Source organism: Streptomyces purpureus (genome assembly GCF_014648195.1).
Taxonomy (GTDB): domain Bacteria; phylum Actinomycetota; class Actinomycetes; order Streptomycetales; family Streptomycetaceae; genus Streptomyces; species Streptomyces purpureus.
This window is the reverse complement of record NZ_BMQQ01000006.1, coordinates 134,641-151,841: the sequence shown is the minus strand read 5'-3', so window position 1 is coordinate 151,841 and position 17,201 is coordinate 134,641. Positions and strand designations below refer to the sequence as shown.

Annotated in this window: 16 protein-coding genes; 10 read left to right on the top strand and 6 right to left on the bottom strand. The window is 73.3% G+C overall.

Translation table 11 applies throughout. The features are described 5' to 3' along the window. The first annotated feature begins 360 nt into the window (after window positions 1-360). Both IEZ01_RS10875 and IEZ01_RS10870 read left to right on the top strand, forming a co-directional pair. On the top strand, window positions 361-819 hold the full coding sequence (locus tag IEZ01_RS10875) for an ATP-binding protein (RefSeq protein WP_308427163.1): 459 nt from the start codon (window positions 361-363) through the stop codon (window positions 817-819). A 932-nt stretch (window positions 820-1,751) separates the two neighbouring features. Further along, entirely contained in the window at window positions 1,752-2,501 is a 750-nt protein-coding gene (locus IEZ01_RS10870; RefSeq protein ID WP_019886602.1) for an alpha/beta fold hydrolase, read from the top strand. A gap of 89 nt (window positions 2,502-2,590) precedes the next feature. Here IEZ01_RS10870 and IEZ01_RS10865 read toward each other — a convergent pair whose 3' ends face one another. From IEZ01_RS10865 to IEZ01_RS10855, 3 genes are all read right to left on the bottom strand, one after another. Next, on the bottom strand, window positions 2,591-4,075 hold the full coding sequence (locus IEZ01_RS10865) for a cellulose binding domain-containing protein (RefSeq protein ID WP_189201351.1): 1,485 nt from the start codon (window positions 4,073-4,075) through the stop codon (window positions 2,591-2,593). 198 nt (window positions 4,076-4,273) lie between these two features. Next, window positions 4,274-5,656 (bottom strand): sensor histidine kinase, encoded by a 1,383-nt coding sequence (locus IEZ01_RS10860; protein WP_189201349.1) that lies wholly within the window; start codon window positions 5,654-5,656, stop codon window positions 4,274-4,276. An 85-nt stretch (window positions 5,657-5,741) separates the two neighbouring features. Then, a complete protein-coding gene (locus IEZ01_RS10855; RefSeq protein WP_189201347.1) occupies window positions 5,742-6,431 on the bottom strand; it encodes a response regulator transcription factor in 690 nt (229 codons plus the stop codon). Window positions 6,432-6,510: 79 nt separating this feature from the next. Here IEZ01_RS10855 and IEZ01_RS10850 point away from each other — a divergent pair, with 79 nt between their 5' ends. After that, window positions 6,511-7,068 carry a hypothetical protein gene (locus IEZ01_RS10850; protein ID WP_189201345.1) on the top strand — a complete coding sequence of 186 codons (558 nt, stop codon included), beginning with the start codon at window positions 6,511-6,513 and terminating at the stop codon, window positions 7,066-7,068. A 19-nt stretch (window positions 7,069-7,087) separates the two neighbouring features. Here the strand turns inward: IEZ01_RS10850 and IEZ01_RS10845 are convergent, their stop codons facing one another. Continuing rightward, window positions 7,088-7,954: a spermidine synthase gene (locus tag IEZ01_RS10845; protein WP_028797565.1), complete on the bottom strand. Its 867-nt coding sequence runs from the start codon at window positions 7,952-7,954 to the stop codon at window positions 7,088-7,090. Window positions 7,955-8,046: 92 nt separating this feature from the next. Beyond that, window positions 8,047-8,505: a hypothetical protein gene (locus IEZ01_RS10840; RefSeq protein ID WP_028797566.1), complete on the bottom strand. Its 459-nt coding sequence runs from the start codon at window positions 8,503-8,505 to the stop codon at window positions 8,047-8,049. Window positions 8,506-8,741: 236 nt separating this feature from the next. Here IEZ01_RS10840 and IEZ01_RS10835 point away from each other — a divergent pair, with 236 nt between their 5' ends. Next, the gene (locus IEZ01_RS10835; RefSeq protein WP_028797567.1) at window positions 8,742-10,079 is read left to right on the top strand and encodes an NsdA family TPR-like regulatory protein; all 1,338 of its coding nucleotides are present in this window, start codon (window positions 8,742-8,744) and stop codon (window positions 10,077-10,079) included. 54 nt (window positions 10,080-10,133) lie between these two features. On the opposite strand, the gene IEZ01_RS10830 is transcribed toward IEZ01_RS10835, so the two are convergent. Further along, window positions 10,134-10,727: a histidine phosphatase family protein gene (locus tag IEZ01_RS10830; RefSeq protein WP_019886612.1), complete on the bottom strand. Its 594-nt coding sequence runs from the start codon at window positions 10,725-10,727 to the stop codon at window positions 10,134-10,136. Between the two features lie 146 nt (window positions 10,728-10,873). Here IEZ01_RS10830 and IEZ01_RS10825 point away from each other — a divergent pair, with 146 nt between their 5' ends. From IEZ01_RS10825 to IEZ01_RS10800, 6 genes are all read left to right on the top strand, one after another. After that, complete coding sequence (locus IEZ01_RS10825) at window positions 10,874-11,806, top strand: phosphatase PAP2 family protein (protein ID WP_028797568.1); 933 nt, start codon at window positions 10,874-10,876, stop codon at window positions 11,804-11,806. Then, on the top strand, window positions 11,700-12,866 hold the full coding sequence (locus tag IEZ01_RS10820; RefSeq protein ID WP_040875135.1) for a hypothetical protein: 1,167 nt from the start codon (window positions 11,700-11,702) through the stop codon (window positions 12,864-12,866). The genes IEZ01_RS10825 and IEZ01_RS10820 overlap by 107 nt, the downstream gene beginning before the upstream one ends. Beyond that, complete coding sequence (locus tag IEZ01_RS10815; RefSeq protein WP_189201343.1) at window positions 12,857-14,446, top strand: hypothetical protein; 1,590 nt, start codon at window positions 12,857-12,859, stop codon at window positions 14,444-14,446. The genes IEZ01_RS10820 and IEZ01_RS10815 overlap by 10 nt, the downstream gene beginning before the upstream one ends. Beyond that, window positions 14,443-15,771 (top strand): AAA domain-containing protein, encoded by a 1,329-nt coding sequence (locus IEZ01_RS10810; RefSeq protein WP_189201341.1) that lies wholly within the window; start codon window positions 14,443-14,445, stop codon window positions 15,769-15,771. The genes IEZ01_RS10815 and IEZ01_RS10810 overlap by 4 nt, the downstream gene beginning before the upstream one ends. Window positions 15,772-15,849: 78 nt before the next feature. Next, window positions 15,850-16,203: a DUF8844 domain-containing protein gene (locus IEZ01_RS10805; protein WP_189201339.1), complete on the top strand. Its 354-nt coding sequence runs from the start codon at window positions 15,850-15,852 to the stop codon at window positions 16,201-16,203. 358 nt (window positions 16,204-16,561) lie between these two features. Further along, the coding region (locus tag IEZ01_RS10800; protein ID WP_189201337.1) for a bifunctional DNA primase/polymerase at window positions 16,562-17,201 on the top strand (640 nt) is incomplete at its 3' end.

Below are 17,201 nucleotides of genomic sequence, written 5' to 3'. Positions count from 1 at the left end.
GCCGGACAGCCACCTGAATGCGGTTCTCTCCGAAGTGCTACCGGCCTTGCCCGTGAGGTCCCGGATGGCGTGGTTAACAGCCTTGGCCAACTCAGCGGCCGACATCTGGTGATCGTTCATCCAGGCGGCCAGGGCCTCGTTCTTGGTCTCCGCCATGCGATCACGGTAGAGCGCACACGCCATCACGGAAAGTAAAGGGAGGGTCAATTCGTCAGTCTCGCTGCGAGCGCTTCGCCGAACTTCGTCATGGCCGACGGGCGGTGACGGGCAGTTAGGTGATGTGTACGACCCCTGCTGCCCCCTCTCCCTATCGGCGCAGCCGGGGTCTCCCACCCGACCGCGAGCGATGAGGCCGCGACGATGACGATGACAGCCGCACGACCCGCAGCATCCCAGTTGGCGCCCTGCTCCCCTGGCCACGCCGGATACACCGTGGGTCTGTCATGCCTGCCACCGAGTGCGGCCCTGGCCCGGATGGCCACGCGGACCACCGCGCAGTGCTGGGGCCTGCCCGAGGAGCTGACCGAAGACCTCACACTGATCGCGAGCGAGCTGGTGACCAACGCCGTCAAGCACGCCGCCAGTAGCGACCCGGAGTTCCCGGCCCGCTGCCGCCTCACGGTCGAGCGCCCCGCCCCGGACACGGTCCGAGTGGAGGTCCTGGACAGCTACAAAGACCGCAGCGTGAAACGCCGTGCGGGCGACAGCGACGAGTCCGGACGAGGCCTGTTCCTGGTCGAAGCGCTCGCCACCTCCTGGGGCGTCACCCGCCAAACGAACGGCAAGACCGTGTGGGCGGTACTCAAGGCGGACACATGAGCGTTCCCCCACCACCCGCCCCGTGCTCCTCCTCGACGCCTGCCGCAGCGACAGAGCTGAAGACCCCGAACTGACACCCCTACGCGCACTCCTGCCGTGGAAGGAGGCCCACGTGACCACGCGTCACTCAGTCCGTCTCCTGGACGAACTGACCCTTGAGCGCCTCGCGGTCTCGACGTGGGTTGACACCACACTCGTACCACGAAGCTGCATGCTCATCACCCTCGATCCGCTCCGGCCGGGAGTGTCGCACGACCGGATGCTCCCAGCGCTGCTCGCCCTGGCGCACGGGCTCCACCTCACGCCGGCGACGGAACCGTCGACGTACGCGGGATGGCACGTCTACATGTCCACGATGCTCGTTGCCCTCGATTACGGCCACACCGACCATCTCATGCGCATCCCCTGGCCCAGCCCGGATTGGCAGGCCATCGCCTGTGCTCCCGGCGGGTCCGCATCTCCCTCGGCCTCGATCCGCTGCCCGCCCGTCCCTCCTGGACCGAGAGGAACGCCTACCTCGCGCGCACGTCGGCGATCGGCCGACTGTGGACCGGCACTTGCCTCGTGAACTGACCGGAAGGGACCTCCCATGGCCACGCCTAAGCACCGGTGCAAGAAGAGCAACAGCTCCGTCACGACGCTGGTGGCCGCACGGCCCGACCTGGGCGTTGACAGGCCCCTGAATGTCGGCCCACTGACCGCCCCGGCTGGCGCCCCCGAGGTCGGCCGGGGCCCCAATACCCCCGCTCTGGCTCCAGCCCTGGAGAAAGCCTGGACGCACCGCCGTCCGGGCGGGCATTCGCACAGCGTAGACAAGGTGCCAGAGCGGGCCGCCCCGGCCAGGTTTCGACGCTCCCCCGAATTCCGTAATGGACGTTAGAGAATCTGATACGGTCATTCCGTAACGCCCACTACAGAACCTCGGGGAATCCATGACCACCACACCCGCCCTCCTGCTCGCCCATGGCGCGGGCGGCGGCATCGCCGCGAACTTCGGGCCGGTCCTCGGCGCGCTCTCCACCGGCCGCCGCGTCCTCGGCGCCGACTACCCGGGCGCCGGAGACACGCCCCGCTCCGACGCGCCTCTCGAACTGGACGACCTTGCCGACCGGTTGATCGCCGAGGCGGACGCGGCCGGCCTCGACCGGTTCGCGCTGTGCGGCTACTCCCTCGGCACCGCCGTCGCCGTCCGCGCCGCCGCCCGCCACCCCGGGCGGGTCACCGCGCTCGTCCTCACCGCCGGATTCGCGTACGCCGACCACGCCACGCGCCAGACCGCGATCCTCTGGCGGGAGCTGCACGCCACCGGTCAGTACGAGCTCCTGGGCCGTCTGATGCTCCCGGTCTGCCTCAGCCCCGGCGCTCTGAACGCGCTGTCGGACGAGGAGCTGACGGCCGCCGTGCGGGCGACCGGCGAGACCACGCCGCCCGGCAGCGCCGACCACGCCGACCTGGTGGTCCGGGCCGACGTACGCGAGGACCTGGCCGGGCTCGAGGTGCCCACCCTGGTGATCGTCACAACCGAGGACCGGCTCGTCCCGCCGCACCTCCAGCGGGACCTGGCCGCCCGGCTCCCCCACGCGCGCGTGGCCGAACTGGCCACCGGCCATCTGCCGGTCGTCGAGACGCCGGACGCCTGGGCCGCGCTCATCACCACCTTCCTCGACGAGGTGGCGGCCTGACCCGGGGCCGCAAGGACAGGGGCATGCCCCGGCCGGAGAGGGGAAGCCCGGCCGGGGCATGCGGGTGGGGGGCACTGTGGTTCAGATGCCTACTTGTAGGCGGCGAACGCCTTGGTGAAGGCCAGCGGCTGCTGGAGGATCGAACTGCACGTCGGCTCGGCCCGGTTCACGGCGCCCGCGGCGCACTGCTTGTCACGGGTCGAGGACCACATCGACAGCCAGCCGAGCCCCTTCTGCCGGGCGAACTCCACCAGCTGGGTCGCGTCCTCGACCTTGAAGATCTCGGTCGTGACGTCGTTGACACCGATCATCGGGGTGACGGCCACGGTCTTCCACGCGGCCGCGTCCGACAGCCCGAGCACGCCCTTGATCCGCGCCTGCGTGGCGGTCGCGGCCTGGATGGCGTACGTCCCCATGTCGCCGCTGTACGCCGGCCCGTAGTCCATCGCCATGATGTTGACGGCGTCGATCCGGACGCCGTTCTTCCTGGCGTCGGCGAGCAGGTCCACGCCCGGCTGGGTCAGGCCCTCGGGCATCACCGGCAGGGTGAAGGAGACGTTGAGCCCCGGGTGGGACTTCTGGAGCTGGGCGATCGCCTGGGCGCGGCGGGTGTTGGCGGCGGTGTCCGGCAGGGCGGCGCCCTCGATGTCGAAGTCGACCTTGGTGAGCTTGTACTGGTCGACGACCTTGCCGTACGCCTTGGCCAGTTCACCGGCGGACGCGCAGTTCAGCGCCAGCTCATGACCGGCCGCGCCGCCGAAGGAGACCCGTACGTCACCGCCCTTGGCCCGCAGGGCACCGATCTGCGCCGCGACCTTGTCGCTCGCCAGGTCGGTTACCCCGCCCCAGAGCGGGGCGCAGGCGCCGCCGGAGGTGATGAAGGCGAGGTTGAACTCCTTGACCCCGGTGGCGTCGGCGGTGGCGACCATGTCGTACGCCGGGTACAGCGAGGTGTCGATGTACGGGGCGTACCGCGCGGCACCGGTGGACGGCGGCGGCGTGGTGGTCGTGGCTGTGGGGGAGGGAGTGGCGGTCGGGGTGGGCTTCACCGTCGGCTTGGCCGTCGGCGTGCCGGTGGGGGCCGAGGTCGGCGACGGCGGCTGCGTGGGGCGGCCGCTGGGCTGCGGCGTCGCACCCCCGTCGACCGAGCAGGTGGCCTTGTTGATGAGGCAGCCGGTCGGGTCGCCGGCCGTGCCGCTCGCGGAGGTCACGAAGCCGACGGTGACCGAGGCGCCGGGCGCCAGCTGCTTGTTCCAGCTCGCGGGCTTGACCGTGACGTGCCGCCCGGAGACCGTGTGGTCGCCGTTCCAGAGGGAACCGATGGTCGTCCCGGCGGGCAGGTCGAACTCCAGCGTCCAGTCCGACTGGGCCTTGTCCGTCTTGTTCGTCACGACGTACTGGCCGGTGTAGCCGCCGGTCCACGAGCTGGTCTTGGTGTAGACGGCGCCGACCGCGGCGGCCTGCGCGGTGCCGCCGAACGCGAACGCCGCGCCGCCGATCACCGCGGCCGCCACGACCGCGCCGACCGCCTTCGTCCTGCCGCTCGCCTTGCGCCGGGGCGCACTGGTGCCCATTCGCGTGCCTGCCTCTGCTGCCTGTGCTGCCTTACGGGGGTGGGGGTGCGGCAGCACGCTAGCGGGCCCGAAACGGACAAAGGTCTTGAACGGGGCGGGCGTTGGGAAGCTTAGGATCCGCTTAAGGAAGCCATCGGGAGGGCTAAAGGTTCAGACCTCTCCTGCCCCGGGGGCAGGGGCCATCGGGGCCCTCGGCCATCAGCTCCGCTTGCGCCGTCCCACCCGGTGCCCGCGCCGCCCCGCGCCGGCGCCGGCCCGCCGCCCGTCGAGCCCGATCCAGATCCGGACCTCCGTGCCGCCCAGCACCGAGTGCCCGATCCGCACGTCCCCGCCGGTCGACTCCGCGACCCGGCGCACGATGTCCAGGCCCAGCCCCGTCGACCCGTCCCGCGCACCGCTGTTGCCCCGGGCCAGCGCCGCAGCCGGATCCGCGATACCGGGCCCCGCGTCCGAGACGAGGACGATGACGGCGTCGTCGCCGTTGTGCACGTCGACGGAGAAGGCGGTGCCCTCGGGCGTGTGCCGGAAGACGTTGCCGAGCAACGCATCGAGCGCGGCGACCAGTTCGGGCCGGGCGACCGGGATGCGTACGGGCCGGTCGATGCCGGCGACCCGCACCTTCCGGCCCTCGTCCTCCGCGAGCGCCGACCAGAAGTCCATCCGTTCCCGTACGACCTCCGATGCGTCGCAGCCCGCGCCGGGACCGGTCGCCTGGGTCTGCGGTTTGGCCTCACGGGCCGTACGGATGATTGTGTCGACCTCGCGCTCCAGCTGCTCCACCGCGGCCCGGGTCTGGTCGGCGGCCGGCCCCTCACCGAGCGAGGCGGCGTTCAGGCGCAGCACGGTCAGCGGGGTACGCAGCCGGTGCGAGAGGTCGGCGGCCAGCTCCCGCTCGTTGGCGAGGAGCTGGACGACCTGGTCGGCCATCGAGTTGAAGGCGACGGCGGCCGACCGCAGTTCGGGCGGGCCCTCCTCGGGCACGCGTGCGCCGAGCTTGCCCTCGCCCAGGTCGTGGGCGGCCCGCGCCAGCCGCTGGGCGGGGCGCACCATCCGTACGCCGAGCCGGTCGGCGACCGCGACCGAACCGACGATCAGGGCGGCGCCGACGCCGGAGAGGACCAGCCAGGCGGTGGCGACGCCGTTGGAGACCTCGCCCTCCGGTACGAAGACCTCGACGATCGCGATCTGCCCGCTGCTCAGCGCGATCGGCTGGAGCAGCGCGGAGCCGCCCTCGACATCGGTGATCGAGGCGCGCGGGGTGGCCCGTACGGTCTCCAGGTCCTTGGCCGCGGCCCGGCCCGTGCCAATCTCGAGCGCCCGGCCGCCGTCGCCCTCGGCAGCCGGAATGTGGACGGCCATCCGGCCCGCCGCTCCCGCCTGGGTGGAGGCGACGGCCCGGTCCAGCTGGGCGCGGTCGGTGGTGATGGAGAGGCTGGGCCCGATGGCGGCGGCCTGCCGCTCGGCGTTGGAGAAGGCCCGGTCGCGGGCCATCTCCTTGATGACGAGGCCCAGCGGCACGGCGAAGGCGACCACGACCATCACGGTGACGGCGAGGGACACCTTGACCAGCGCCCACCTCATCTCTGTCTCTCCGCTTCTCCGCCCACGCGGCGCGGAGGTGCGGGCATCGCGGTCGTCCGCGGCCCGGCGGCCGCGCGTGCGACGCTCATCGCGGCGGCTCCAGCTTCACCCCGACACCCCGAAGGGTGTGCAGATAGCGGGGTTTGGCGGCGGTCTCCCCCAATTTCCGGCGCAACCAGGACAGATGGACGTCGATGGTCTGGTCGTCGCCGTACGACTGCTGCCACACCTCGGCGAGCAGTTCCTTGCGGGGGACGACCACCCCGGGTCGGCCGGCCAGGAAGGCGAGCAGGTCGAACTCCCGGCGGGTGAGGTCCAGCTGGGCGCCGTCCAGCTCGGCCTGGCGCCGCAGCGGGTCGATGGAGAGCCCGCCGACCTGGATGACCCGCGACGGCGGCGCGTCCCCGGTGCTCGCCCGGGAGCGCCGCAGCACGGCCGTCATCCGCGCGGAGAGGTGTTCCACGGAGAACGGCTTGGTGAGGTAGTCGTCGGCGCCGTCGTTGAGGAGCCGCACGATCTCCGTCTCGTCGTCCCGGGCCGTCGCGATGATCACCGGCACGTCGGTGATGCCGCGCAGCATCTTGAGCGCCTCGGACCCGTCCAGATCGGGCAGTCCGAGGTCGAGAATGACCACGTCGAAGCGGAAATGGGCCACTTCGCGCAGCGCCTCCAGGGCCGTGCCGACGCTCCGTACGGTGTGGGAGGCCTCGGTCAGGTGCCGGATGAGGGCGGAGCGCACGAACTGGTCGTCCTCGACCACGAGCACACTTGCCATGGGCGGCACCGTACGCCATTCGGGGGACGGCGCGGCCCGTGGGAACCCCGTGGGTCACCACTGTGACGGGTGGTGCAGTATGGCCCGGATGCGTAGAGGACTTCTTCACGTCTTGGCGTGGTCGCTCGCCACGGGCGCGGCGGTCACGCTGTCGTGGTGGGGTGTGCACACGGTGATGGCCGGCACCGCGTACGACCCTCCGCGCGCGCTCCCCATCACGGCGGACACCCCGCTCGTCCCGGCCACCGGCGGCTCCTCGTCCGCCACCCCGGACGGCCCCGGGAGCGCCGGGCCCTCCGCCTCCACGTCGCCTTCCGGCTCACCGGGGACCGCTCCGGGCCCCAGCCGCAGGCCGGCGCCGTCCCGTACGCCGTCCGCCTCCCAGGACACCCCGGCCACACCGCCGTCCCACCAGGGGAAGATCAAGAGCACGTCCGTCGCGGGCGGCCGGGTCGTCTTCGACATCGGCCCCGACTCGGCCGAACTGGTCTCGGCGACGCCCGCGTCGGGCTGGCAGATGCAGCTCTGGAAGCAGCCGACGTGGATCCGGGTGACCTTCACCCAGGGCGGCCGGGAGATCTCGGTGTTCTGCGTCTGGCATGACACCGCGCCACGGGTCGAGATCGACGAGCGCTGACGGCGGCCGGCCCGGGGGGTCAGCCGAAGGCTGACGGGGGCGGTACGGGCGAGGGCTTGGCGCTCGCGTCGGTGACGACGGCCGCGCCGCCCGTGAAGTCCTTCAGCGACCGGCCGTGTTCGACCCGGCCCGCGTGCGGGTCGCTCGCGACCCGGCGGGTGAGTTCGGCGACGGGCAGCGGCAGCTCGGAGGCGAGCAGGACCGCGTTGCCGAAGCGCCGGCCGCGCAGCACCGCCGGGTCGGCGGCGAGGGCAAGTTCGGGGAAGACGGTGGCCGCGGTGGCGATCTGGCCCCGCAGATGGGCCAGAGGCGGACCGTCGGCGAGGTTCGCGGCGTAGTGGCCGCCGGGCCCCAGGACACGGCGGACCTCGGCGAGGAACTCCGTACTGGTCAGATGGGCCGGGGTACGGGCCCCGCTGAACACGTCCGCGATGATCAGGTCCGCCCAGCCGTCCGGGATCCGGCCGAGGCCCTCGCGTGCGTCGCCCGAACGGACCCGGACGCGGGCGGCGGAGTCCAGCGGCAGTTCCCGGCGGACCAGCTGGACCAGGGGCGCGTCCACCTCGACGATCTGCTGGGTGGAGCGCGGGCGGGTGGCGGCGATGTAGCGGGCGAGGGTGAAGGCTCCGCCGCCGAGGTGGACGACGTGCAGGGGCCGCCCGGCGGGTGCGACGAGGTCGGCGATGTGGCCGAGCCGGCGCTGGTAGGCGAAGTCCAGATGGGCCGGGTCGTCCAGGTCGACGTGGGACTGCGGGGCGCCGTCTATCAGCAGGGTCCAGCCGCGGGCCCGCTCCCGGTCGGGTATGAGTTCGGCGAGCCCGCCGTCCACGGTCTCGACCACCGCCGCCACGGCCGTCGCCCGTGCACGCTGCTTGTTCCTTGCCACCCGCCCATTATCGGTCAGCGCCGTCCGGCCGACTTCGGTCGGCGGCGGCAGTCGTCGGCCGACGGCTTTTGCCGGTCAGCGGCAGTTGTCGGTCAGCGGCAGTTGTCGGCGGCCTCGATCATGCGGGCCGCCTCCCCCAGGGCCTCGCGCAGGACGACCGGGTCGGTGACCGGGCCGGTGGCGTCGGGCGGCAGGAGCCAGCCCGTGCCGGAGACCGGGGGCTCGGTGTGCACCCCGGGGATCCGCAGGCCGCCCCCCGCGGTCTGGGTGCAGGCGCTGCCGGGCACGTCCCAGGCCTCGGCCGTGCCGGGCGGCACCAGAAAGCCGAGGGTGTCGCAGGTGCCGTCATGGAGGACCGGTCCGACGGCGGGGGCGCCGCCGCGGCGGAGGATGTCGACGGCCTCCAGGCCCTGCCGGGCGGGCACGGTCACCAGGTCGCAGGGCTCCACAACACCGTCGGGGGACTCTCCGGGAGGGGCGCTGGCGTCCGGGGTGGGCCAGTGCTGCGCCGTCGTACGCGATCCGCCCTCGATCCGCGGGCTGGTCTCCATGCCGACCTCCAACAAGGGATCCCCTCCTCGCCAGTGGAGACACGTTCCGTCTCTCCGCATGGTTCAACGCCCTCGCGCGTCAACGGCTACGGCGGCACGCCGCCGCAAAGGATGGCAGTTCATGGCAGATCGCGGGTGAGATATCCCGTTTGTAGCCAAACAATGCGTGAGCACCTGGTCACAGCAGGTACGTTCATCCCCGCCGGAACAACGGCAGCACACGAGAGGGCTCGGCCATGGCGATGTCACGGGCAGTTCCCAATCACGCCTTCCGCAGACTGCGCGGGCAGCACTCGCCGGGGGAGTTCGCCGCCATGGTCCGCCGGGCCGCCCGGGAGATCGGCGAGCAGGTGGCCTGCGACGCCCGGTACGTCGGGCGGGTGGAGGCGGGCGAGATCCGCTGCCCCAACTACGCGTACGAGCGGGTGTTCCTGCACATGTTCCCCGGTCTGACCCTCGCGGACCTGGGCTTCTCGGCGCGGGAGACCGTACGCGGCCGCAGTGCGCGCACCACGGCCGGTGCGCCCGCGCCACCCACTTTGATCCGGAACGATGAGGAGAGCGACGTGCTGCGTCGCGCATTCATGACGAGCGGTGGCGCCACGGTGGCGGCCGTCTCGCTGGGGCTGGGGTCCGTCCCGGCCCAGGCCATCCCGCGGATCCCGAGCCAGCGCCGGATCGGCGAGGCGGAGGTGACCGCGGTCGAGGAGGCCGTACGGCAGATCCGGTTGCTCGACGACCGGCATGGCGCGGACGGTCTCTACCGCAGGGCGGCCGAGCCGCTGCGGGCCGCGTACGCACTGCTGGACGCCGGCACCACGGCGCGCGGCTCGACCGCCGACCGGCTGCACGCGGGCGCGGGTGAACTGGCCATCTCCGTGGGCTGGCTGGCCCATGACTCAGGGCGGCTGGACGATGCCCGCTCGCACTACGCGGAGGCGCTGGCCACCGCGCGCGTGGCGGGGGATCCGGGCCTTGAGGCGCATGCTTTCTGCAACACGTCGTTCCTGGCCAGGGACGCGGGCCGGTACCGCGAGGCGGTCCGCGCCGCGCAGGCCGGGCAGCGGGCCGCGCGGCATGTGCCGTCAGCCCGGCTGCGGTCGCTGCTGGCCCTGCGGGAGGCCGGGGCGTGGGCGGGGCTCGGTGACCGCGGCGGCTGCGAGCAGGCGTTGGGGCGGGCGCACAGCCTGTTCGGCCAGGGCCCCTCGGCCACCGACCCTGAGTGGATGTCGTTCTTCGGCGAACCGGAGCTGGAGGCCCTGGAGGCGCAGTGCTGGTCGGCGCTGGGCGAGTGGGGCCGGGCGGCGCGGCACGCGCACCGGGCGACGGTCCTGCAGAGTCCCCACTTCGCGCGGAACCTCGCGCTGTACCGGGCGCAGCTGGCCGCGGATCTGGCCCGCGGCGGGCGCCCCGAGGAGGCCGCGGAGGCGGCCCTGCAGGTCCTGGACGTCCTCGACGACGTCCAGTCGAACCGCATCCGCAGTCTGCTGGCGCAGACCGCCGAGGTGCTCTCCGCACGCCGCGACGCCCCCGGGGTGCCGGAGCTGCTGGCCCGCCGGGGCGCGTACGTCTGACCGGCCGCCGCTGATCGTCGTGGCCAAACGTTCCGCTGCGCCCGGCTGGCGGGGCTAGTCGAGGTGGCCGGTGTCGTTCCAGCGCTGGATCGCCGGGGCGCCGTACGCCCAGCCGAGGACCGACAGGCTCGTCGGGCTCAGGTAGATCCGGGCACCGAAGGAGACGTCCTCGCCGAGCCAGCGGGCGCCGATGGAGCGCAGGATGTGGCCGTGGGCGAAGACGAGGACGTCGCGGTCGGCCGAGCGGGCCCATTCGACGACCTCGTCCGCGCGGGCCGACACCTCGGCCCGGGTCTCGCCCTCGGGGACGCCGTCGCGCCAGACCACCCAGCCGGGGCGGACGGCGTGGATCTCGGCCGGGGTCATGCCCTCGTACGCGCCGTAGTCCCACTCCATGAGGGTGTCCCACTCCTGGGCGCGGTCGCCGAATCCGGCCAGTTCGCAGGTCTCACGCGCGCGTGAGAGGGGGCTGGTGCGGATCTCGGCGTCGGCGAGACCGTTCCAGGGCGCCCGGTGCAGCCGCTCCCCGAGGAGCTTGGCGCCGCGGCGGCCCTCGTCGAGGAGCTGGATGTCGGTCCTGCCGGTGTGCCGGCCGAGGAGCGACCATTCGGTCTGGCCGTGCCGGGCGAGCAGGATGCGCGGTGCCATGGAGGCTCTCCCTGAAGGTTCACAGTCGGTGCCCACTCATCATCTCGCACGTGAACTGGGGCCAACGACGGGGCAACCCGCACGGCGATATCGACGTCCCTCTAGGGGCCAGTCATCACCAGCGTCACATGTGGGGGAACGCCCGGATGCCACAGCCTGCTGCCACCGCTCCAGGACCCGGGCGCCCGCGGCCGCGCTGGTGGACCGAGCTCGCCCTGATCGCCGTGGTGTACGTGGCGTACTCCTGCGGCCGGCTGCTGGCCCGCGGCGACGTGTCCACGGCCGTGGACAACGGTCTGGCCATCCTGCGTCTCGAGCAGAGCCTCCATCTCAACGCCGAGCATCCGCTGAATCGTCTCTTCACGAGCACCCCGGCGATCGGCATACCCGCCGACTTCGCCTACGCCTCGCTGCACTACCTGGTCACCCCGGCGATCCTGGTCTGGCTCTTCCGCCGCCGCCCCGCCCGCTACCGGGCCGCCCGCACCTGGCTGATGGTCTCCACCCTCTGCGGCCTGGTCGGCTTCACGCTGCTGCCGACCTGCCCGCCCCGGCTGCTCGACGCCGGCCACGGCTTCGTCGACACCATGGCGCAGTTCAGCGCGTACGGCTGGTGGGGCGGCGAGGCGAGCGCGCCGCGAGGCATGGGCGGCATGACCAACCAGTACGCGGCGATGCCCAGCCTCCACGTCGGCTGGGCGCTGTGGTGCGGGGTGATGCTGTGGAAGTACGGGCGCTCGCCGCTGCTGAAGGCCCTCGGGGTGGCCTACCCGCTGCTGACCGTGATCGTCGTCATGGGCACGGCCAACCACTACTTCCTGGACGCGGTGGCGGGGGCCGCCGTGATGGGGCTCGGGCTGGTGCTGACCAGGCCTTCGATGCGGCTGACGGACCGGGTGAGGGAGCTGCTGACCGGAACGTCCGCTCCGGTGAAGTCCCCGATTGTCAGTGGCGGATGCGAGACTTCCGCGGGTGAGCGAATCCCTGGACAGCGGACCTCTCCCGACTCCGCAGACGACACTCCGGCAGGGGGCATCCCCGGCTCCGGCGCAGCGGCCGGTGCGGGGAAGCCTCGCTGAGCTGCGCGGTCCGGCCGCGCCGCATCCGCTGGACGCGCGGGCGCTCGCGGCTCTTGCCGCGAACCCCGGCTGCCGGCGGCGGGCGCTCCTCGACGGCGCCGGGGTGGACAAGACGGTCCTGGCCACCGCGCTCGGTACGCCGGCGGCGTTCGGGCAGTCCCAGTTCGCGTTCATGAGGGGCCACGCCTTCGAGGCCCGGGTCAAGGCGGACGGCGGCCGGGAGCTGCTGCGGCTGCTCGGCCCCGAGGAGCCGCACGAGGTGTCCGTACCGGACCTGGCGGCGGCCGGGCCCGCGGGCCGCGCGGCGCGTACGGCGCTGGCGCTGCGGGAGGCGACCCGAGCCGGCGGGTGGACGCTGCTGGACCATCCGATGCTGGCGCTGGAGGTGGCCGGCTCACCGGCGTATCTGGAGCCGGACGCGGTGGTCGTGCACCCCGACGGGCGGTGGACGGTCGTCGAGATCAAGTCGTTCCCGATGATCGACGGCGCGGCGGACGCCTCGAAGGTCGGGGCGGCCGCGCGCCAGGCCGCCGTGTACGTCCTGGCGCTTGAGCGGGTCGCGGCGGTCACGGAGGGCGCGCGGGTGGCGCACTCGGTGCTGCTGGTGTGCCCGAAGGACTTCTCCAACCTGCCGACGGCGTCGGCCGTCGACGTACGCAAGCAGCTCTCGGTGACCCGGCGGCAGCTGGCGCGGCTGACCCGGGTCGAGGAGATCGCGGCCGCGCTGCCGGAGGGCATGACGTTCGACGTGGAGGCCTGCTCGGCGGACGAGCTGCGGGCCGCGGTCGACGCCGTTCCGCACGCCTACGCCCCGGAGTGCCTGTCCGCCTGTGAGCTGGCCTTCCACTGCCGGGAGCGGGCGCGGGAGGCGGGGGCGGTCGAGGCGCTCGGCCGGTCGGTCCGGGGCGAGCTGGGCGGTCTGACGACGGTGGACGCGGTGCTCGCGGCGGCGCGCGGCGAGGCGGGCGATCCGGACGACCCGGCCGTGGCGGCGCTGCGGCGGGCGGCGGCGCTGCGGGCGCAGGCCCTGGCCGAGCGGGAGGCGGCCGTATGTCGCTGATCTCCACCCTGGCGCGGCTCGAGGCGGTCGAGTCCGGGCGCGCCCAGCCGCTGGCCACGGTCCGGCACCGCCATCTGTCGGCGCGCCCCATGGTGCTCGTACCGCTGACGACCGCCGGTGAGGCGGGGGCGCCGCTGGGGGCGCTGGTCGGGACGGATCCCGAGGAGCCCCGGCTGCTAGTGGTGGCGCAGCCCCGCGACCGGGATCTGCGGTTCGCGTTCCTCGCCGATCTGGCCGAGGCGGTGCTGCCGTACGTCGACGGGTTCGGCGACGAGGTGGAGGCCGCCGAGAAGTCCGAGACGGACCCGGAGACCGGCAAGAAGATCAAGGTAGAGGTCGAACTCTGCGCCGACGCACCGCAGTTGATCGTTCCGAGCCGGGCGGGCATCGAGTACGTACGGCTGCTCGGGCGGTCGATGCGGTTCCGGCGGACCGCCGAGCAGGACCCGCAGACGCCGTACCCGGCTCCGCCGCGGGTGCCGCTGCTGGGGCGGTGGCTGACGCACTTCGGGGAGCGGGCGAGGGTGCCCGGCTCGTCGTTGCTGCTGTCGGCGACGGATCTGCTGAACCGGCACTGGGCGACCGGGCAGTCCTCGCTGGAGGACCAGCACCTGGGCGCGCTGCTGGCCTGGATCGATGCCCCGGACGGAGAGTCGGGGGCGGAGGCGGCGCTCCGGGCCGAGCTGGGGCGGGACCGGGACGGTCAGCTGCTGTGCCCGCCGGCCGGCCCGGCGACCGACCCGGCGTTCGACAACCGCGTGCTGGCGCCCGCGATCGAGCGGTACGACCGGGCCCGGCTGGAGCTGGCCGCGGCCGAGGACGGCGAGGCGGCCGACGAGCGGCTGGCCGAACTGCACCGGGCCGAGCGGGAGATCCGGCGGCTGCTCCTCGCACAGATGAAGCCCACGTGGGACGCGGTGTGGCGGTCGGTGGAGCTGCTGCGTGGACTGCCCGCCGGGGCGCGGGTGGCCGACCGATGGACCCGGGACCGCTGGTCCTTCACCGGGCACCGGGACCGGGTGCGGGCGGGTGAGCCGCCGCAGCCGCGCCGCGACGACGCGGTGACCGCGGCACAGAAGCTGGCGGCCCGGGAGACGGCACAGGCCCAACTGGAGGCCCAGGAGGCGCTGGACGATCCGCTGGTGCTCGCCGGGCGCCGGCTCTCCGGTGAGGCGTTCGTGGCGGAGGTGGTGGAGGTGACGATGGCGTGGTCGGAGTCGAAGCGACCCTCGCCGCGTCCTTTGCTGACCGTCCGTACGGACGATCTGCCCCATCTGGCGGAGCGGGCGAAGGTCTTCCGCTCGCTGGACGGCAAGCCGCAGACGGCGGAGTTCGTCCGCGGGGAAGAGGACGGTTCGCTGGTGCTGCGGGTGCTCGACCGGATGGGGCGGGCGAAGGACCCTGCCGAGGGGTCCGTTCCGGAGAAGGGCGAGCGGATCGCCTGGACACTGTTCGAACACGATCAGCGCGGCGGCCCGAAGCTGCCCGACCCCGAGGAGACGCCGTGGACGCACGGCGGACCTCCGCACGCCGACACCGCCGAAACCCCTGACCCCGTCACCTCGGAGGACCTGCTGTGAGCTTCGACCCCGCGGCGGAGGCGGCGCGGGCGACCCGGAACATCCTCGCCGACACCCTGCACGGGCAGGCGCGGGGCGTCGTCGTGGACTCGCCACCGGGCGCCGGCAAGTCGACGCTGGTGGTGCGGGCCGCGATCGAACTGGCCGGTGCGGGGCGCCCCCTCATGGTGGTCGCGCAGACCAACGCGCAGGTGGACGACCTCGTGCTGCGGCTCGCGGAGAAGGAGCCGGAGCTCCAGGTCGGGCGGCTGCACAGCAGCGACTCGGATCCGTACGACAAGGCGCTCGACGAGCTGGAGCAGGTCCGGACGTCGTCGAAGGCGGGCGATCTCGCCGGGCTGCCGGTGGTGGTCTCCACGGCCGCGAAGTGGGCGCACGTGAAGAACGTCGAGCCCTGGGCGCACGCCATCGTGGACGAGGCCTACCAAATGCGCTCGGACGCGCTGCTCGCGGTGGCGGGGCTGTTCGAGCGTGCACTGTTCGTGGGCGATCCCGGACAGCTGGACCCGTTCTCGGTGGTGGGCGCCGAACAGTGGGCGGGGCTGTCGTACGACCCGTCGGCCAGCGCGGTCTCCACGCTGCTCGCGCACAACCCCGAGCTGCCGCAGCACCGGCTGCCGGTGTCCTGGCGGCTGCCGGCGTCGGCGGCGCCGCTGGTCTCCGACGCGTTCTATCCGTACACGCCCTTCCGCAGCGGTACGGGCCCCGGGGAACGACGGCTCTCCTTCGGGGTGCCGTCGGACGGCTCGGGCCCGGACCGTGTCCTGGACGAGGCGGCCGAGTCGGGCTGGGGCCTCCTGGAGCTGCCCGCACGCCACACGCCGCGTACGGACCCGGAGGCGGTACGGGCGGTCGCGCTGGTGGTCCGGCGGCTCTTGGACCGCGGCGGGGCCGCGGTGAGCGAGCGGTCGGACGCGCCGGTCCCGCTCACCCCGGACCGGATCGCGGTCGGCACCGCGCACCGCGACCAGGCCGCGGCGGTCCGGGCGGCGCTGGCGGAGCTCGCCGTGACGGGCGTGACGGTGGACACGGCGAACCGCCTCCAGGGCCGGGAGTACGACGTGACGGTGGTCCTGCACCCCCTGTCGGGCCGCCCGGACGCGACCGCGTTCCACCTGGAGACGGGCCGCCTGTGCGTCCTGGCCTCCCGGCACCGGCACGCCTGCATCGTGGTCTGCCGCGCGGGCGTCGCGGACCTCCTGGACGAGCACCCCTCGACGGAGCCGGTCCAGCTGGGCGTGACCGTGAAGTTCCCCGATGGGTGGGAGGCGAACCACGCGGTGCTCTCGCACCTGGCGGAACACCGCGTGGCCTGGGCGCCCTGAGGAGACGCCCTTGCGGGGCAAGGGAGAATGGAAGGTGGTCCGAAAACGCGGGCCACCACGCGCGAGGAGGGGCTGGACATGGCGGAACCCGAGCGGAGCGAGCGGCGACGGCTCAAGCCCGCGCCGCTGATCTTCGAGCCTGCCGAGGCCGCCGCCGACCCCGAGCACTTCTTCGACCTGGAGTCCATCGAAGATCCCCGGGAGCTGCTGGCCAGGGCCACCGAGCTCACGCTCGCCTTCCGGTCGGCGACCGACCGGGCGATCGAGTTCCAGGCGATCGCGGCGGCCCAGCTGGGCGATCCGCGCCGGTTCGACCGGCTGACCCCGGCGGACATCGCCGAGCGGGCGGAGTGGACCGAGGACTACGCCCGGAAGATGATCGAGTTCGGCGAGGACCTGCTGCGGAACAACGGCCGCGTCTACGACGTCTGAGCCGGCCACGTCCAAACCGGGCCGGCGCCCCGAGCGGGCCCGGCCCGCCGCCCGCACCCTCCGCACGCCCCACCCGCACGCCCCGCCCGCACGCCGGCCCGACCGTGTACCGCCCGTACAGCACAGTCGGGTACGTCCGGCCCGCACCGTCCGCCCGTCGGCCCGCCGCGCGTACAGCCCGGTCCGGTACGACCGTACGACCGAGCCGTACTACCCCACCCGTCCCACGCGACCCCCGCGTCACCGCGAGCGTCCCTGGCATATGCCGAGGCGCAAGATACCCCTTCCCGCCCCGCCGTGTCCGGATTTCCGGCAACCCTCGGAAACGGAACGGACACTCCGAGTAGATGTAGGCGCCATGACCGCATGGCTGCGAGACGAATCCCCCCTGAGCCCCGCCCACGGCGACACCGACGAGCGACGGCGGGACATCTTCGCCCTCCTGCGCGACGCGGACGAGCACCACACCGCGCATGTGACCGCCGCGGGGGCCGACTGGCTCGCCTCCGCCGCGGCCTATCCGCGCTCCATGCTCGCCCTCTGGGAGGCCCGGCCCACCGCGCCCGCCGTGCTGCCCTGCGGGACCGCCTTCGACGTGGTGAACGTGCCGTCGATCTTCGGGCGGCGGATGCTGGACCGGCTCTGGTCCCAGGGCCCCGGCTCCGGGCCGGTCGCCGTCCACCGCGGAAGGACGCTGCTGTTCGCCGCCCCCGGCACGGCCCACCGGTTACCGTCCCTGCTCGACTGGGAGGAGGCGCACGACGCCGTACCGCCCCTGCTCTGCCATGGGACCGGGGACGCGGTGACCATCCCGCCGCTGACGCCCCCCGCGACGCCGACCGGGCCGCGCTGGCTGGTCGCGCCCGACACCCGGCACCCCTGGCTGCCCGGCCCCGAGGTGATGCTCTGGGCCTGCGTCCGGGCCGCCCGCTCGGCCTCCGCCGCCGACGTGCGGATATCGATTTTTCCTCCGCCGGATCAGGATGCTAATGTCTACG

Coding starts and splice junctions, on each gene's coding strand:
- IEZ01_RS10875 (WP_308427163.1), top strand. CDS start 361: ATGACGATGACAGCCGCACGACCCGCAGCATCCCAGTTGGCGCCCTGC.
- IEZ01_RS10870 (WP_019886602.1), top strand. CDS start 1,752: ATGACCACCACACCCGCCCTCCTGCTCGCCCATGGCGCGGGCGGCGGC.
- IEZ01_RS10865 (WP_189201351.1), bottom strand. CDS start 4,075: ATGGGCACCAGTGCGCCCCGGCGCAAGGCGAGCGGCAGGACGAAGGCG.
- IEZ01_RS10860 (WP_189201349.1), bottom strand. CDS start 5,656: ATGAGGTGGGCGCTGGTCAAGGTGTCCCTCGCCGTCACCGTGATGGTC.
- IEZ01_RS10855 (WP_189201347.1), bottom strand. CDS start 6,431: ATGGCAAGTGTGCTCGTGGTCGAGGACGACCAGTTCGTGCGCTCCGCC.
- IEZ01_RS10850 (WP_189201345.1), top strand. CDS start 6,511: ATGGCCCGGATGCGTAGAGGACTTCTTCACGTCTTGGCGTGGTCGCTC.
- IEZ01_RS10840 (WP_028797566.1), bottom strand. CDS start 8,505: ATGGAGACCAGCCCGCGGATCGAGGGCGGATCGCGTACGACGGCGCAG.
- IEZ01_RS10835 (WP_028797567.1), top strand. CDS start 8,742: ATGGCGATGTCACGGGCAGTTCCCAATCACGCCTTCCGCAGACTGCGC.
- IEZ01_RS10830 (WP_019886612.1), bottom strand. CDS start 10,727: ATGGCACCGCGCATCCTGCTCGCCCGGCACGGCCAGACCGAATGGTCG.
- IEZ01_RS10825 (WP_028797568.1), top strand. CDS start 10,874: ATGCCACAGCCTGCTGCCACCGCTCCAGGACCCGGGCGCCCGCGGCCG.
- IEZ01_RS10815 (WP_189201343.1), top strand. CDS start 12,857: ATGTCGCTGATCTCCACCCTGGCGCGGCTCGAGGCGGTCGAGTCCGGG.
- IEZ01_RS10805 (WP_189201339.1), top strand. CDS start 15,850: ATGGCGGAACCCGAGCGGAGCGAGCGGCGACGGCTCAAGCCCGCGCCG.